The sequence below is a fragment of the Kordiimonas sp. genome (genome assembly GCF_965216265.1).
Lineage (GTDB): Bacteria > Pseudomonadota > Alphaproteobacteria > Sphingomonadales > Kordiimonadaceae > Kordiimonas.
The window spans coordinates 1,307,587-1,324,373 of record NZ_OZ244153.1; the positions used below are offsets into that span (position 1 = coordinate 1,307,587).

Consider the following 16,787-nt stretch of genomic DNA (forward strand, 5'->3'; position numbering starts at 1 on the left):
CGGTCACCGCGGGGCGTATTGCAGTACCAAGGTCGCAAGTGGCGGCAGTGTGACCATCGCTGAATAAGGCTGGATATGCCACGGCACGGGCTCCGCATCCACGCCGCCCCCATTGCCCACATCGGAACCACCGTAAAATTGCGAGTCTGTATTCAATCGCTCAGCCCAGAAACCTTTGTATGGCATGCCAACACGGTAACCGTGCCGCACGATGGGTGAGAAATTGCACAGCACAAGGCAGGGCTTTGTACCCTCGCCACCCCAGCGCAGAAAAGAAAGCACATTGTCGTCGGCGGCACTTCCGTCAACCCACTGAAAGCCGTCGTCAGTACAGTCTCGGCGGTGCATCGCCGGTGTCTCGCGGTAAAGCCGGTTCAGGTCCCGCACAAGGGACTGGATATTCTTGTGGTCGGCATTCTCAAGCAGGTGCCAATCCAGGCTGTTGTCAGCGTCCCACTCACGCTCCTGCGCGAACTCCCCGCCCATGAACAACAGCTTCTTGCCCGGATGACACCACATAAAGCCATAATAAGCCCGCAGGTTGGCGAACTTTTGCCACCTGTCACCCGGCATACGACCGATCAGCGAACCCTTGCCATGCACCACTTCGTCATGGCTGAGCGGCAACACGTAGTTCTCTGAAAACGCATACTGGATGCCAAATGTCATCTGATGGTGATGATGCTTGCGGTGCACGGGTTCGGTGGACATATATTTGAGCGTGTCGTTCATCCAGCCCATGTTCCACTTGAAGCCAAAGCCGAGCCCCCCATCATAGGTGGGGGCGGAGACTTTAGGGTAAGCGGTCGATTCTTCCGCTACCGTAATGATCCCGTCATTCAGGGCATAAGCACGCTCATTCATTGCCCGCAACAGAGCAATCGCCTCCAGATTCTCGTTGCCGCCATGCTCGTTGGGCAACCATTCCCCATCCTTGCGGCTATAGTCCAGATACAGCATGGACGCCACAGCATCCACACGCAAACCATCCAGATGATATTCCTCAAGCCAGAAGTGCGCGTTGGAGATCAGATAGTTCGCGACCTCACGCCGTCCGAAATTGAAAATGAGCGTGTTCCAGTCGGGGTGACACCCCTTCCTTGGGTCCGCATGCTCAAAAAGATGCGTACCGTCAAATTTCACAAGCCCATGGTCGTCCGCCGGAAAATGGCCGGGCACCCAATCAAGCAACACACCAATCTCGGCCCTGTGGCAGGCATCAACAAATGCCTTGAACTCTGCCGGTGTGCCAAAACGCCGGGTTGGCGAATATAGCCCGACAGGCTGATAGCCCCATGAGCCGTCAAACGGATATTCGGTGATCGGCATCAGCTCGATATGGGTAAAACCAAGGTCTTTCACATAAGGGACCAAGCGCTCCGCCAGCTCCGCATAGCTCAGGTAGGGGTTGTCTGCGTCCCACGTGCGCATCCATGACCCCAGGTGCACCTCATAGATCGACATGGGCGCGTGCATATTCTGGCGCGCACCCCTGCCCGCCATCCATTTACCGTCATCCCAGCCATAGCCAACGATTGTACGCACCACCGAGGCGGTATTGGGCCGATATTCTGTGCCAAATGCAAATGGGTCGGCTTTGAGGGGCAGTTGTTTGCCATCACCCGAGAAAACGCAAAACTTATAGTGCGTGCCGTCGCCGATACCCGGCATGAACAGTTCCCAGATGCCGCTTCCACCCCGGCTGCGCATCACATGCTGCGTGCTGTTCCAGTGGTTGAAATCGCCCACCAGTGCCACATGATGCGCGCCGGGCGCCCACACCGCAAAGGCCGTGCCCATCACACCTTCATGCTCACAAACATGGGCACCAAGGCAGGTATAGGCCCGCTCGTGTGTGCCTTCAGACAGCAAGTGCAAATCAAGGTCCGATATCACCGGGCCAAACTGGTAGGCATCCTGATAGAACCAGCTGTTGCCACCGCTGGTGGCCTTCAGCCTATATCCGTTTTTGGCTTTTGCAGGCGCGAGATAGCCTTCAAAAAGCCCCGCCTCATGGATTTTTGTGAGCGTACCAAGCGGGCGTTTGCCTGCGGGGGTGAAAACCTCAATTTTTTCCGCGCCCAGCGCATAGGTGCGGATAACGCTGCTGTCCGCTTCCACATGCCTGCCAAGGCGGGCAAACGGGTCCGTATGCCGCCCGCTTACAATTGCTTCAATTTCCGCCTGATCCATCACCACTTGGCTCAAAGGCACTGTTTCACCCCTCATCCGGCAGGGCTTTCCAGATATCCTTCGCATATCCACGGATTGTACGATCTGCAGAGAACCAGCCCATATTCGCTGTGTTCAGGATCGCCTTCCGGTGCCAATTGTCAACGTCCTTGAACTCGGCGTCCACTTTGCGCTGGGTTTCCCAGTAAGCGTCAAAGTCTGGCGTTACCTGAAAATAGTCATGGGCCAGCACATTATCCACCACACCCGCAAAGCGTTCCGTATCGCCGTGGGAATAGAACCCCGATGATATCTGCTTCACCACTTCCTGCAGGCGCGGCGTCTCTGAAACCGTCATCCAAGGCTGGCAGCCTTCCTGCTGGCGCCGGGCCACCTCGTCAGCCTCCATGCCGAAGATGAAGATATTGTCGTCACCAACATGGTCCTTGATCTCCACATTCGCGCCGTCAAGTGTGCCGATAGTGAGCGCACCATTAAGCGCAAACTTCATGTTGCCAGTGCCCGACGCTTCAAAGCCTGCGGTTGAGATTTGCTCAGACAGGTCCGCACCGGGGATCAACTCTTCCGCCGCAGAGACATTATAGTTTGGCAGGAACACCACCTTGAGAAGGTCGCCCACATCTTCATCCGCATTCACCTTGGCGGCCACGTCGTTGATCAGCTTGATGATCAGCTTCGCCAGTGTATAGCTTGGTGCCGCCTTGCCTGCGAATATCTTCACCCGCGGTGTCCAGCCAGCGCTCGGGTCTTCCTTGATGGCGTTATAAAGTGCCATGGTCTCAAGCGCATTCAGGAGCTGCCGCTTATACTCGTGAATACGCTTGATTTGCACATCAAAGAGGGAGGTGGGGTTCACCACAATTCCGGTTTGCTGTTTGATGAAGGCGGCGAGATGCACCTTGTTCTCCGCCTTAACTGCTGCAAACTTCTTGCGGAAGGTTTTATCGTCCGCATGCGGTGCAAGCGCGGCAATATGCTCAAGGTCTTTCACCCACGCATCGCCAATTGTCTCCGTAATCAGGTCAGCCAGAAGCGGGTTACACTCATAAAGCCAGCGACGCGGCGTAATGCCGTTGGTTTGGTTCAAAATACGGTCCGGGTAAATTTCATGCAGGTCTTTAAACACTGTCTGTTTCATCAGTTCCGTATGCAGCGCAGACACGCCGTTAACATGGCTTGAGCCAATGAACGCTAGGTTGCCCATGCGAACCCACCCACCGTGGTGGGGGTCAATCGCTTTCATGGGATCGACGTTTTTACCCTCATATTTTGCGGCAACTTCTGCGGCGAACAGGTTGTCAATCTCGCGAATGATCTGCAGGTGGCGCGGCAAGCAACGCTCAAACAATTCCAGCGGCCATTTCTCAAGCGCTTCAGGCAACAGCGTGTGGTTGGTGTAGTGAAGTGTGGCCCGCGCGATCTCGAACGATTCAACAAATTCAAGCCCGTGTTTATCCACTAAAAGCCGCACAAGTTCCGGTACTGCAATTGCCGGGTGGGTGTCGTTAAGCTGCACCGCCGCATATTGCGGCAACTCGTTCCAGTTGGTGTTATCAAGTCTGAAGCGGCGCAGGATATCCTGAAGGCTGGCGGAGGTGAAAAACACTTCCTGTTTGAGACGAAGCTCACGCCCCTCTGCCGTGTGGTCACCGGGGTAGAGAACCTTGGTGATCGATTCCGCAAGCACCTGCTGCTGCGCGGCGGCCATAAATTCACCCTGGTTAAACTGATGCAGGTTCAACACTTCCGCTGACCGTGCAGACCAAAGCCTGAGTGTGTTCACATGTTTGCCGCCCCAACCCGCAATTGGTGTATCAAAGGCACCTGCGAGAATACGTTCCGACGGTGTCCAGATCATTTTACCTGTATTGTCGCGCTGGACCGAACCGCCGAACTCAACTGAATATTCCACTTCAGGGCGCTGGAACTCCCATGCGTTACCAAATACCAGCCAATCTTCCGGTTCTTCAAGCTGCCAGCCATCCTGAAAGCTTTGGCGGAAGATGCCATGCTCATACCGGATGCCGTAGCCAATACCTGCAACACCCACCGTCGCCATCGAATCCATAAAACAGGCCGCCAGGCGCCCAAGGCCACCATTACCCAGCGCCGGGTCTGGCTCAGAGTTCAGAATATCGCTCAAGTTCAAGCCAAGCTCACCGAAAAATTCTTTGGCTTCCTTGATCAAACCCATGTTGGCGATCGCATCCTCAAGCAAGCGACCGATCATGAATTCCATCGATAAATAATAAACCCGCTTCTGTTTGGTTTTATAGATGCGGCGTGTAGTATCCATCCAGCCGTCGACCATCAGGTCGCGAATCGCAAGCGAAAGGGCAACGCACCAATCGCGCTCCACAGCATGGGATTGATCCTTGCCGACCGAGTAAACGAGATGCCTCAATACTGCATCTCCCAGTGTCAGGGCGTTGGCGGGTGTAACGGGCATGTCCAAATCGCGGGTTGTCATATTACTTTAGCCTTGTCGCAGTAGAGGAAACACATTGTGTCGGTAGCGTTCTACCTGAGAGTAAAAAACATTTTGTGACATCTGATTTACAATGGCGGATCAGTTTCTCAAGAAACCAATTCGCAAACATTCTAGCGCTAATATGATTCTTTTATTGCGCAATCGATTGCAGTTTTGCAAGACTATTACAAGCACTGAAGTGCACCGCCAAAACCGAAATTCGGGGGACATGTCTTGAAAACAACAGTATCAGCACCCTACGCGCGTCACACCATGGCTTATGTGCTTGCAGGCGGCCGCGGCAGCCGTTTGAAAGAGCTTACGGATAAACGCGCGAAACCTGCTGTTTATTTTGGCGGCAAAAGCCGCATCATCGATTTTGCCCTCTCGAACGCCATGAATTCAGGCATTCGCCGCATTGGTGTTGCAACACAATATAAAGCGCACAGCCTGATCAAGCACCTGCAACGCGGCTGGAACTTTTACCGGGCTGAACGAAACGAGAGTTTCGACATTCTGCCTGCCTCCCAACGGGTATCTGAAACCCAGTGGTATGAAGGCACAGCGGACGCGGTTTACCAGAACATCGACATCATCGAATCTTACGCCCCCAAATTCATGGTCATTCTGGCGGGCGACCATGTCTATAAAATGGACTATGAGATGATGCTCGAGGAGCATGTGAACTCTGGCGCGGATGTCACCATCGGCTGCCTTGAAGTAACACCAGAAGAAGCCAAAGGCTTTGGTGTCATGCATGTGGATGACGACGACTATGTCACCAATTTCCTTGAAAAACCCGAAAACCCGCCCACCATTCCCGGCAAGCCAAATGCATGCCTCGCATCCATGGGCATCTATGTGTTCGAGACCAAATTTCTGTTCGACCAGTTAAAGCGTGATGCCGCCGACCCGAACTCATCTCGCGATTTTGGCAAGGACATCATTCCTTACCTCGTTGAAAACGCAAAGGTCTTTGCCCACCGTTTTACCAAATCCTGCATTCGCAGCGTACCGGGAGCCGAGGCTTACTGGCGCGATGTCGGCACCGTGGACAGCTACTGGGAAGCAAACCTTGATCTGGCAACCATTGAGCCGGGCCTGAATCTTTATGACCGGGAATGGCCGATCTGGACCTACGCAGAGATCACGCCGCCTGCCAAATTTATCCACGATCAGGAAGGGCGCCGTGGTGCGTCCATCAGCTCGCTTGTGGCGGGTGGCTGCATTGTTTCCGGCAGCCATATCGAACGGTCGCTCTTGTTTACCGGCGTTCACGCACGCTCATACAGCCGCCTTAAGCATGTGGTGGCTCTGCCGTATGTGAACGTCAACCGAGGGGCACGACTGTCCAAATGTGTGATTGATCGCGGCGTTGAAATCCCGCGCGGATTGATTGTGGGGGAAGACCCTGAAGACGATGCGCGCCGTTTCCACCGCACCGAAAAGGGCATCTGCCTGATCACCCAAAAGATGATCGACCGATTGGAGCATGAGGGATGAGCCAAGCGCCCTTGCGCGTGCTGTTTGTTGCGTCGGAATGTTTTCCGCTGATTAAAACGGGGGGCCTCGCGGACGTTATTGGTGCCTTGCCGCGTGCACTTACCGCCGCCGGTGATGACGCACGCGTGCTGTTGCCTGCGTTCCCTGCTGTTAAAAAAGCGGCACTCAAACAGAAAAAAATGTCAGAGATTAAAGACATCATAGGCGGCGATGCCGTGCTTTTGAGCGCCACCGCGCCCACGGGGGTGAAGCTGTATCTGCTTGATGCACCGCATCTGTTTGATATGGAAGGCAACCCTTATCAAGGGACAGACGGCAAGGACCGACCTGACAACCACAAGCGGTTCGCGGCCCTTGCAAAAGTGGGGGCCTCGCTCGCGCATGGCCAGCTTGATGGCAAGTGGCAAGCTGATATTTTGCACGCGCATGACTGGCAGGCGGGGCTCGCGTCTGCGTATCTTTCGCTGCTGCCCGCGCCAAGGCCAAAAACCGTTTTCACAATCCATAACCTTGCCTTTCAGGGCCTGTTCCCAAAAACCACGTTCGCGGGCCTTGGCCTACCGAGCAGCATGTTCAACCAAAGCGGGCTTGAATATTGGGATCAGGTTGGTTTCCTCAAGGCTGGCATCATCTACAGCGACCACACCACCACCGTAAGCCCGACTTATGCGCGGGAAATACAGACAGATGACGGCGGTATGGGACTTGGCGGGCTGCTCAAAAGCCGGGCCGCCCATGTATCTGGCATCACGAACGGCATTGATACCGAGGTCTGGGACCCTGAAGTTGATGCTTCGCTTGCTGCTCCCTTCAGCCTGAAAGTGCCTGCTGGTAAAGCGAAAAACAAAACTGCCCTCCAACAACAGCTGGGGCTGGAGGTGGACAAGGACGCACCACTGTTTTGTGTGATCAGCCGCCTGACCGAACAAAAAGGGCTGGACCTGCTTGCTGGCGCCATCCCGCATATCATTGGCAATGGTGGCCAGTTGGCTGTGCTGGGCACGGGGGACAAAGACCTTGAAGCAGCGTTCCAGAAAGCCAGCCAGAGCCACAAAGGCCATGTTGCCACCGTCATCGGTTATGATGAGCCCTTGGCACACCTTATTCAGGCAGGCGCGGACGCTATTTTCGTCCCGTCCCGCTTTGAGCCGTGCGGCCTGACCCAACTGTGCGCGCTTCGCTACGGCACAGTGCCCATAGTGGCACGGGTTGGCGGGCTGGCCGATACCATCGTTGACACGAATGACGCAGCGCTGATGGCGGGTGCCGGGAACGGTATCCAGTTTTCACCGGTAACCTTTGATAGCCTGATTGCGGCCATCGACCGTTTTTTTGCCCTGTTCCGCGACAAGCGAACCTTCAGTGCCATACGAAAGCGCGGCATGAAACAGGACGTTAGCTGGCAACAACCCGCAGACCGTTACCGGCAGATATATCTGACCCTTTTAAACCATACTAATTAGGGAGACCCTCGTGACATCCTTTGCGCCACCAAGACCGGGAAGCCCCAATGCTCTTGGCGCAACCATTCTGGATGGCGGCACCAACTTCGCGCTGTTTTCCGAAAATGCCACCGGTGTTGAGTTGTGCCTTTTCTCCCCTGACGGCAAACGTGAGTTGTCACGGGTAGCCTTGCCGGAACACACAAATGGTGTGTGGCATGGCTTTATGCCCGACGTGCTGGAAGGCCAGCTATATGGCTACCGGGTGCATGGCCCCTACGCCCCAGAGGACGGCCACAGGTTTAATGCCCATAAATTGCTGATCGACCCCTACACACGCAGGCTTTCCGGGGCTTTCCGCCAACATGACGCGCTTTTTGGCTACGCCACAGCCGCGCCACACACTGACCTCAGTTTCGACACACAAGACAGCGCGCGCTTCATGCCAAAATGTGTTGTCAGCCGCCCGGATTTCCGTTGGGGCAAGGATGCTTCGCCCCAAGTCACGCCTGAGCAAACCGTCATCTATGAGGCTCATGTCAAGGGCGTCAGCCAGCTTCATACCGGTGTGCCGGTCAAGAAACGCGGCACGTTTGAGGGCCTTTCATCGCCTAGGATGCTGGAGCATCTGGTGAAGCTCGGGGTGACAAGCGTTGAGCTTTTACCGGTGCAGGCCTCCTTCTCAGAACCGCGGCTTACCAAGCTGGGGCTCACAAATTATTGGGGCTACAACCCTGTTTCCTATTTCGCGCCAGAAGCCAGTTACCTAGGGCCTGCGGGTGTGCACTCCTTCCAGCGCATGGTGAAAGCGCTCCATAGTGCGGGCATCGAGGTGATTTTGGATGTGGTTTATAACCACACGGCAGAGAGCTGGGAATTGGGGCCAACGCTCTCGTGGCGCGGGATCGACAATAAAAGCTACTACCGGCTGGATGCAGATAACCCACGCTATTATGTGAACGATACGGGATGCGGCAACACGCTCAATACCGACCACCCACGTGTGCTTCAGATGGTGACAGACTCGCTCCGTTTCTGGGTGGAAGAGATGCATGTAGACGGCTTCCGCTTTGACCTTGCAACAACCCCAGCCCGCACACCAGAGGGCTTCAGGGCCGACAGTATTTTCCTGAGCGCCTTGCGGCAGGACCCTGTTTTATCACGCGTGAAACTGATTGCGGAGCCTTGGGATATCGGGCCGGGCGGATATCAGCTTGGCGCCTTCCCGTCCGGCTGGGCAGAATGGAATGACCGTTTCCGCGACAGTGCCCGCGCCTTCTGGCGCGGTAACAACGGCACTGTGCCAGACTTGGCCGCGCGCATGCTCGGCTCCGCCGATTTCTTTGACCATGGCGGTCGCACAGCGCATTCCTCCATCAATTTCATTACCAGCCATGACGGTTTCACTCTCAAGGATACAGCCAACTTCAACGGAAAACACAATGAAGCGAACCTGGAGGAAAATCGTGACGGGCACGGCCATAACCTGAGCGACAACTGCGGCGCAGAAGGGCCCACCGCTGACGTAGTTGTCCTGAAACGCCGTGCCAAACGTGTGCGCAACCTGCTGGTAACGCTCATGACAGCACAGGGTACACCCATGCTGCTCGCGGGTGACGAGATCGGCCACAGCCAGAAAGGCAATAACAACGCCTACTGTCAGGACAATGAAATCACCTGGCTGAATTGGCGCGGCCTTGACCGACAACTGTTAGAGTTTACCCGGCAACTGATCGCGTTCCGGCGCGCGCACCCGGTTTTCAGCCGCAGGCATTTCATGCACGGCAAACACCAAAGCGCACAAGGCATCAAAGACATCACCTGGCTCACAACGACCGGCGATGAGATGACCGATGATCACTGGCGCGATGCAGCCTTGCCCGCCTTTGGTCTCATGCTGTGTGGGTCAGCGGGCGCACCAATGGGGACGGACGGAAAACCGCTCACCGATAGCACCTTCATCGTTTTCATGAACGCTAGCGGGGGCGATCTCACAGTCACCCTGCCCAAGGGCATGACCGGCACCTGTGTGCTCAACACTGCCCAAATAGGTGAAGAGTTTAAAGCGGATGAAACGCCCCGCCAAACCTTCTCGCTCACCGCTGAAAGTGTTGCTATTGTCGCCGTCAAGGAAGAGCCCCGATAGATGAGCTTGAACGCAGATCTGCTGCATGAAGTATGTGAGACCCTTGGGGTCTATCACGGCTATAATAACTTGGCCGGGGACTATATTACCGCAAGCGATGAGACCAAAATTTCCCAGCTCGCAGCGCTCAATATAAACACCTCGAACAACCAAGCCCTTGAGCAAGAGCTCGCCCGCATAACATCAGAGCAGAATGCACCGCTACCAGCCTGCCTGGTCGTTGAGCAGAGGCCCAACATGGCGCTGCCGCTCCAGCGCACTATTGAAGCGCCCGCACCATGGACCATCACGCTGGAAGACGGCGACACCCTCACAGGTGCAACGTCTGGGCACGCGATTGCCACGGGGTGCATCCTCCCGCTTGGCTACCACCAATTGGAAATACGCACCGGCGATTTAGCACAAAGCTGTCCGCTTATTGTCACGCCCGCTCGCACGCTTGATATCTCCAGCCAAACCCACAGGCAGCGGATATGGGGCCTGACTGTCCCGCTTTACGGCCTGACATCCTCGCGCAACTGGGGCATCGGCGACTTTGAAGACCTGGCCGTAATGGCGGAGCGCGCGGCGAAAAAGGGTGCTGACTTTATCGGTCTCAACCCTGTGCATGCGCTATTCCCTTCAGCACCGGAAATGTATAGCCCCTATTCCCCGTCAAGCCGTGAGTTCCTCAATATCATGCATATTGCGCCGGACAGGATTGACGAATTCACCCGCAGCAAAAAGGGACGCATGGCGCTTGATAGCCTTGTAAACTGCCCCGAATACGCGCTGGCGCGCGAAGCTGAGCTGGTGGACTACCAGCGTGTCTACACACTGAAACACACCGCCTTTGAAGCGGCTTTCAGCCTATTCAAGACACTCAGCCCCAACGGCCCACGCCACCGCGCTTTTAGCGCATTTTGCGAACGAAAAGGCACCGCGCTCTCTCGCCACGCGCTGTTCGATGTGATCTTTGAACTTGAACAAACCCGAACAGGTAAAGCCAAGGGCTGGCAGAATTGGCCCGAGGCGCTTCAGGCTCCCCACAACGCCGCCGCAAGGCACGTCGCCGAGCAGCACGCAGACCGGGTTGAATATTATTGTTACCTGCAATGGATAGCCCACGAGCAACTGGCTGAGGCGCAAACCCGCGCGCTGGCCGCAGGCATGCAGGTTGGGCTTTACCTCGACCTTGCAGTTGGCATGGTGCCGGGGGGCGCCGAGGCGTGGGGGGAGAAGAGCGCCATCGTCGGCGGCATGAGCCTTGGTGCACCGGGTGATGCCGCAAATCCGGACGGGCAGAAATGGCATCTGGCGCCGCTTGACCCCATCGCACTGAGGAAATCCGGCTACCGCATTTTCGCCAAAACCCTGCGCGAGGTGATGACAAGCGCCGGGCTTGTGCGTATCGACCATATCCTTGGGCTCAACCGCGCTTTCTGGTGTCCGCTCGACGCAGATTTACCCGGCAACTATATGACCTACCCTCGCGATGAGCTTCTTGGCATCATCGCGCTTGAAAGTGTCAGGAACGCATGCTCGGTTGTTGGCGAAGACCTCGGTACTGTGCCCACGGGCTTTCGCGAGCAGCTTGCTAATAAAGGCTTGATGGGCTGTTCCATCCTCTATTTTGAACGCGAAGGCGAGGCCTTCAAACCTGCCGCGCACTACGACGAAAACCGCTTTGCCTCGATCAACAATCATGACTTTCCGACCCTCAAAGGGTTTTGGGAAGAGGAGGACTTCGGCTGGCGGGAGGCGCTTGGCATCGGCACCAATACGCTGGCACGTGACAGAGGCGCGCGATTTCATGATCGCTGGCTTCTCTTGAAGCTATTGGAAGCGGAAGGTCTTCTGCCTGAGGGTATCTCCCCGGACGCCGCACCTGCGAAACTGTCTGTTGAGCTTGCCGCCGCGGTGCATGCTTTTTTGGCGCAGTCCAACGCGCATACGGTCGCGTTCCAGATCGAGGACCTGTTAGGGCTAAAGAATCAGCCCAACGTTCCCGGCACGACCACAGAACAGCCAAATTGGCGCCGTAAGATCCCCGTCCCTGTTGAGAACACGCTTGAACATCCCCATTCTCGCCGTATCGTCGAGGCGATTAAAATACAAAGGCCGCCCCCCTTCGGAGAATAAAAGCATTATGACGCGCATAGTCAAAATTGAGACAACGCCATTTGCTGGGCAGAAGCCCGGCACCTCGGGCCTGAGGAAGAAGGTAAAAACCTTTAGAGAGCCGCATTATCTGGAGAACTTTGTCCAAAGTATCTTCAACGCGGTTGAGAACATGGAGGGCGCGACGCTCATCCTTGGCGGCGATGGGCGGTACTATAACCGTGATGCGGTCCAGATCATTCTCCGGATGGCGGCGGCAAACGGTGTTGCGCGCATGGTGGTCGGGCAAGGCGGACTTTTATCCACGCCCGCCGCGTCCTGCCTCATTCGCAAGCAAAAAGCAAAAGGCGGCATCATTCTGTCTGCCAGCCACAACCCAGGCGGCCCGGATGAGGATTTCGGCATCAAATATAACAGCGATAATGGCGGCCCTGCACCAGAGGTCATCACCAATGCAATCTATGCTGAAAGCCAAAGCATTCGCGAATACAGAACCCTCGACACTGCGGATATTGAGCTTTCCGAGATAGCGGAACTCTCGCTTGGCGGTATGGCAGTTGAGATTGTCGACCCTGTAAAGGAATACAGGAAGCTGATGAAACGGCTCTTCAACTTCAAGAAGATCAAGAAGCTGTTTAAAAGTGGCTTCCGCCTGCGTTTTGATGCCATGCATGCCATCACAGGCCCCTACGCGCAGGATATTCTTGAGCGTAAGCTTGGTGCGCCAAAAGGCACGGTTATCAACGCTGAACCGCTTGAAGATTTTGGTGGTCATCACCCGGACCCAAACCCCGTGCACGCACGCGCGCTTTTTGATGTGATGTTTGCGCCCGGCGCCCCCGATATGGGCGCAGCGTCTGACGGGGACGGCGACAGAAACATCGTCCTCGGGCGCGGTATCTATGTGGCACCAAGTGATAGCCTTGCGGTACTTGCCGCCAATGCCCATCTCGCACCGGGGTATGAAAATGGTCTGGCAGGTGTTGCCCGGTCCATGCCCACCAGTTGCGCTGTGGACCGTGTGGCCGCAGAAGTTGGCATGCCGTGTTTTGAAACCCCCACTGGCTGGAAATTTTTCGGCAACCTGCTGGATGTAGGAAAAGCCACGCTCTGCGGCGAAGAAAGCGCAGGCACCGGTTCAGACCACGTGCGGGAGAAGGACGGCCTTTGGGCTGTTCTGCTTTGGCTCAATATTCTGGCAGAGCGGCAGGAAAGCATTCAGGAGATTATGCACGCGCACTGGCGTACCTATGGTCGCAACTTCTATTCCCGCCACGACTATGAGGCGGTTGATAGCACCGCCGCCGAGGCGCTCATGACTGCACTGAAGGCTAAACTGGTTACACTGCCGGGGCAATCGGTTGAGGGTGAAACCGTCGCAAGCGCAGATGATTTTACCTATACGGACCCGGTTGACGGCTCGGTTAGCAACAATCAAGGGGTTCGCATTTTATTTGAAAGCGGTGCCCGCGTCGTTTTCAGACTTTCCGGCACAGGAACTGACGGTGCGACACTACGGGTGTATCTGGAGCGTTATGTTGCCGACCCTGAGGAGTTTGAAACCGAAACTCAGGTTGCGCTTGAACGCATCATTAGGGCCGCAGACCAGATCGCCGGCATTTTCCAGCATACGGGACGTAAGGAACCCGACGTGATTTCCTGACACCTCATGCCTTTCGCTTGACCTTTTGACAGGCTACTGCCAGCCTGCTGACGTTTTTTGTCAGTAGGCATGAGTATAATGGCATCATGAGACGCGCAGACCGCCTTTTCCAGATCGTTAGTTTCCTGCAGGGACGGCGTATTGCCATCACCGCGCAGGATATCGCTGATGAATTTGATATTAGCGTGCGAACAGTGTACCGCGACATCCAGGACCTGATCACCACAGGAGTGCCCATTTCTGGCGAAGCCGGTGTGGGCTATATTCTCGACAAAAGCTACTACCTGCCGCCCATGAGTTTTGATGTCAACGAGCTTGAAACCTTGATGCTGGGGGCCGCGATGGTTTCAAGTTGGACTGACGAGAAAATGGCTGCGTCCGCAAAAAGCCTGATTCTCAAGATCAAAAACGTGCTCACCGCCCACGACCGGGAAACCTTCTCCGGCATCGCGCTTTTCGCCCCGCCGTCGCGGGCAAAATTGCCATGGAACATTGATTTCTCATACCTGAGGCAAGCGGTGCGGCATAAAGAAGTGCTGGACCTCAGTTATGCCGACGAAGAAGGCATTGCCACACGGCGGCGGGTCAGGCCGCTATCGCTAGTATTTATTGGCCCCGTCTGGATGATGTTGGCATGGTGCGAGTTGAGGAAAGACTTCCGCCACTTCAGGCTGGACCGCATGCTGAACGCAAGCTCAACCGGTGAGATCTTCACTGATACGGCTGAGACGAGCCTCAAGACTTATCTGGCGCGCCTGAACTATAGGGATGGCCTTAAAGACTAGGCTTCGCCGTATTCAGCGGCGACAAAACGCTCAAGACTGTCAAGACAACCGCTCCAACCCTGATCATGGCTTGCCCGCACCTCGTCAGATGGAAAGCGGGTTTGGGTTAGCACCATTTCTGTCCGGTTTGGAGAAAGCTCCCTGAAATCAAGCTGTACCAGGCTGTGCTCGATGATATGTGAGCTCCAGGTGAAGATAATGCGGTTGTAGCGATTGATCTCCTTATACTCACCGTTCATGGTGTAATCGCCGGTTTTGAGGTGCATGGTCAAGCTATAGCCACCGCCCACCGTAAAGCTGTTCCGGACGGTGCTGTTTTTAACCGGCGTCTGACTCGCAAAAAACCAGCGCGCCATAACAGACGGTTTCGCCCACGCGTCAAATAGTTGGCGCTTGCTGCACGGCATCACACGCTTGATTACAAGTGGTTCCATCTCACTCTCCCCCTGCTTCTTTTATATAAGTCTCAAGCTCATCCAACCGTCCGGCCCAAAACTTGGCGTGGAGCGCAATATAACTGGCAACCGCACGCCAAGCGTCAAAATTCATATGGCAATAGACCTCACGGCCCTGGCGTGATTTGAGCACCAACCCTGCCGTCTCAAGCACAGCGATATTCTTTGATGCGGCACTCATACGCCAACCGCCGATTTTAGCTAGATCCCCAATCGAGCGGGGACCTGCGGCAAGCTCGGCGAGCATTGCCCTCCGGCGCTGGTCAGCCAAGGCCATAAACACGGCATCGAGATGATCTTCATTTTCCATATATGGAAAATATAATGTATCAATTTTAGAATCAAATTAAATTTATGTATATATTTCAATATTATAATGAATATTAAGACATTCCACATATTCACTTTCTATCATATATTCCGCTTCTAAAATGGATGACAGATAGCCAAGAAGGAGAAACATGATGGCGAATATCTGTCACACTTTTAGTACCAACGCACCAAAAGCGAAAATAATGGCCGCTCTTGATACCCTAGAGGGACTTCAAGGCTGGTGGACCGAAACAACCACCGGCGATCCCGCGAAAGGCGGCACGATCAATTTTCGTTTCGGGGAAAACGGCGGGTTCGACATGGTCGTTAAAGAAAACCACGACGGCTTTGTCCTGTGGGAAGTAACCGAAGGGCCGGACGACTGGGTAGGCACCCAACTTGAGTTCAAGATTATCGACGACGACGGCCAAAATCGTTTGATGTTCCGCCATATCGGTTGGGCCGACGAAGCTGGCTTTTTCCATCACTGCTCAACTAAATGGGCGACATTCGTCCTCAGTATGCGCGATCTGGTGGAAACCGGCACGGGGCGCCCCTTCCCCAACGACCTGAAGATCGAAGCAGCCGGCATGTAACCGAGCTGACAGCAAGCATAACTAAAAGCCCGGCATAACAGCCGGGCTTTTCACTAAATGGTAAAACTGATGATAATTACGAGGTGATCGTCTCGCTTACCTGCCAGGTCTGGCCGCCATACATCATCTTCTTGAGCGTTGTATTGCCTTTCACGGCCTGCATTTGCCCAATCACAGCGTCGGTGTAGCTGTGGTCTGCCTGACGCGCATACAGCACACCCATCGCCATCGGCTCATTCGGGTTGCCACCAAGCTCACCCAGCATGCGCGCGAGCTGCAGGTTGGTCTCGTCATGGGTCAAGATATCATCTTCGGTGATACCGTTTTCACCCACAACAACAACCTCAAGCGCAAAAGCCTGCGGGTTAAACCGGATGCCCTTGTTGCCTTCAGCGCCAAACAGCATCTTCTGGCCATGCTCGAGCAGCAGTTGCTTGTCAGCCGCCACGCTCTTCTCTGTGATACCCTGCCAGGCAGAATCGTTATAGACGATACAGTTCTGCAGAATTTCAACAAAGGACGCGCCCTTGAACGCATGCGCCCGTTTGAACACGCCGGGCATATGCTTCTGGGCTGTATCCACCGTGCGGGCCACAAAATGCGCGCCTGAACCCAGCGCAAAGCTGATCGGGTTCAGCGCCGGGTCAACAGAACCTTGCGGCGTTGAAGGGGACCGTGTGCCAAGGTCCGAGGTCGGGGAGTATTGCCCCTTGGTCAAACCGTAAATCTTGTTGTTGAACAGCAGGATATTCAAATCCACATCACGGCGGAGCGCGTGCATCAGGTGGTTACCACCGATCGAGAGACCATCGCCGTCACCGGTTACCACCCAAACATCAAGTTCCGGGTTTGCGAGCTTGAGGCCCGTCGCAACCGCAGGCGCACGCCCGTGAATGGTATGGAAGCCGTATGTATCCATGTAGTAAGGGAAGCGGCTGGAACAGCCGATGCCAGATACAAACACGGTATTCTCGCGGGTGACGCCCATTTCCGGCAGCGTACGCTGCATGCATTTGAGAATGGCATAATCACCACAGCCGGGGCACCAGCGCACTTCCTGATCGCTCGTGAAGTCTTTAATCGTCAGGTCTTTTTTGGGGGCGCTCAATTCGTTCATGGCAC

At 55.3% G+C, this 16,787-nt stretch carries 12 protein-coding genes; 7 read left to right on the forward strand and 5 right to left on the reverse strand.

The window, feature by feature from the left end; all coding sequences use genetic code 11:
* Positions 1-3: 3 nt before the first annotated feature.
* Both glgB and ACOOGA_RS06055 read right to left on the reverse strand, forming a co-directional pair.
* Complete coding sequence (glgB, locus tag ACOOGA_RS06050; RefSeq protein WP_420429957.1) at positions 4-2,229, reverse strand: 1,4-alpha-glucan branching protein GlgB; 2,226 nt, start codon at positions 2,227-2,229, stop codon at positions 4-6.
* The gene (locus ACOOGA_RS06055) at positions 2,219-4,663 is read right to left on the reverse strand and encodes a glycogen/starch/alpha-glucan phosphorylase (RefSeq protein ID WP_420429958.1); all 2,445 of its coding nucleotides are present in this window, start codon (positions 4,661-4,663) and stop codon (positions 2,219-2,221) included. The genes glgB and ACOOGA_RS06055 overlap by 11 nt, the downstream gene beginning before the upstream one ends.
* Before the next feature lie 273 nt (positions 4,664-4,936).
* On the opposite strand from ACOOGA_RS06055, the gene glgC reads away from it, so the two are divergent.
* From glgC to ACOOGA_RS06085, 6 genes are all read left to right on the forward strand, one after another.
* Positions 4,937-6,166: a glucose-1-phosphate adenylyltransferase gene (glgC, locus tag ACOOGA_RS06060; protein WP_420430623.1), complete on the forward strand. Its 1,230-nt coding sequence runs from the start codon at positions 4,937-4,939 to the stop codon at positions 6,164-6,166.
* Between the two features lie 11 nt (positions 6,167-6,177).
* On the forward strand, positions 6,178-7,629 hold the full coding sequence (glgA, locus tag ACOOGA_RS06065) for a glycogen synthase GlgA (RefSeq protein ID WP_420430625.1): 1,452 nt from the start codon (positions 6,178-6,180) through the stop codon (positions 7,627-7,629).
* Between the two features lie 10 nt (positions 7,630-7,639).
* Positions 7,640-9,754, forward strand: coding sequence for a glycogen debranching protein GlgX (gene glgX / locus ACOOGA_RS06070; RefSeq protein WP_420429959.1), 2,115 nt, complete (start codon positions 7,640-7,642; stop codon positions 9,752-9,754).
* Positions 9,755-11,875 (forward strand): 4-alpha-glucanotransferase, encoded by a 2,121-nt coding sequence (malQ, locus tag ACOOGA_RS06075; RefSeq protein WP_420429960.1) that lies wholly within the window; start codon positions 9,755-9,757, stop codon positions 11,873-11,875.
* A 7-nt stretch (positions 11,876-11,882) separates the two neighbouring features.
* Entirely contained in the window at positions 11,883-13,517 is a 1,635-nt protein-coding gene (locus ACOOGA_RS06080; protein WP_420429961.1) for an alpha-D-glucose phosphate-specific phosphoglucomutase, read from the forward strand.
* 86 nt (positions 13,518-13,603) lie between these two features.
* On the forward strand, positions 13,604-14,302 hold the full coding sequence (locus ACOOGA_RS06085) for a helix-turn-helix transcriptional regulator (protein ID WP_420429962.1): 699 nt from the start codon (positions 13,604-13,606) through the stop codon (positions 14,300-14,302).
* Here ACOOGA_RS06085 and ACOOGA_RS06090 read toward each other — a convergent pair.
* On the reverse strand, positions 14,299-14,736 hold the full coding sequence (locus ACOOGA_RS06090; RefSeq protein ID WP_420429963.1) for an SRPBCC family protein: 438 nt from the start codon (positions 14,734-14,736) through the stop codon (positions 14,299-14,301). The genes ACOOGA_RS06085 and ACOOGA_RS06090 overlap by 4 nt on opposite strands.
* Position 14,737: 1 nt before the next feature.
* The gene (locus ACOOGA_RS06095) at positions 14,738-15,067 is read right to left on the reverse strand and encodes an ArsR/SmtB family transcription factor (RefSeq protein WP_420429964.1); all 330 of its coding nucleotides are present in this window, start codon (positions 15,065-15,067) and stop codon (positions 14,738-14,740) included.
* Between the two features lie 205 nt (positions 15,068-15,272).
* Here ACOOGA_RS06095 and ACOOGA_RS06100 point away from each other — a divergent pair, with 205 nt between their 5' ends.
* The gene (locus ACOOGA_RS06100; RefSeq protein WP_420429965.1) at positions 15,273-15,665 is read left to right on the forward strand and encodes an SRPBCC family protein; all 393 of its coding nucleotides are present in this window, start codon (positions 15,273-15,275) and stop codon (positions 15,663-15,665) included.
* Positions 15,666-15,741: 76 nt separating this feature from the next.
* Here the strand turns inward: ACOOGA_RS06100 and ACOOGA_RS06105 are convergent, their stop codons facing one another.
* Positions 15,742-16,782, reverse strand: coding sequence for a 2-oxoacid:ferredoxin oxidoreductase subunit beta (locus ACOOGA_RS06105; protein WP_420429966.1), 1,041 nt, complete (start codon positions 16,780-16,782; stop codon positions 15,742-15,744).
* Between the last annotated feature and the right edge of the window lie 5 nt (positions 16,783-16,787).

Excerpts from the sequence above, each read along its gene's own strand:
- ACOOGA_RS06090 (WP_420429963.1), bottom strand. The coding sequence starts at position 14,736 with ATGGAACCACTTGTAATCAAGCGTGTGATGCCGTGCAGCAAGCGCCAA.
- ACOOGA_RS06080 (WP_420429961.1), top strand. The coding sequence starts at position 11,883 with ATGACGCGCATAGTCAAAATTGAGACAACGCCATTTGCTGGGCAGAAG.
- malQ (WP_420429960.1), top strand. The coding sequence starts at position 9,755 with ATGAGCTTGAACGCAGATCTGCTGCATGAAGTATGTGAGACCCTTGGG.
- ACOOGA_RS06105 (WP_420429966.1), bottom strand. The coding sequence starts at position 16,782 with ATGAACGAATTGAGCGCCCCCAAAAAAGACCTGACGATTAAAGACTTC.
- ACOOGA_RS06085 (WP_420429962.1), top strand. The coding sequence starts at position 13,604 with ATGAGACGCGCAGACCGCCTTTTCCAGATCGTTAGTTTCCTGCAGGGA.
- glgC (WP_420430623.1), top strand. The coding sequence starts at position 4,937 with ATGGCTTATGTGCTTGCAGGCGGCCGCGGCAGCCGTTTGAAAGAGCTT.
- ACOOGA_RS06095 (WP_420429964.1), bottom strand. The coding sequence starts at position 15,067 with ATGGAAAATGAAGATCATCTCGATGCCGTGTTTATGGCCTTGGCTGAC.
- glgB (WP_420429957.1), bottom strand. The coding sequence starts at position 2,229 with ATGAGGGGTGAAACAGTGCCTTTGAGCCAAGTGGTGATGGATCAGGCG.
- ACOOGA_RS06100 (WP_420429965.1), top strand. The coding sequence starts at position 15,273 with ATGGCCGCTCTTGATACCCTAGAGGGACTTCAAGGCTGGTGGACCGAA.
- ACOOGA_RS06055 (WP_420429958.1), bottom strand. The coding sequence starts at position 4,663 with ATGACAACCCGCGATTTGGACATGCCCGTTACACCCGCCAACGCCCTG.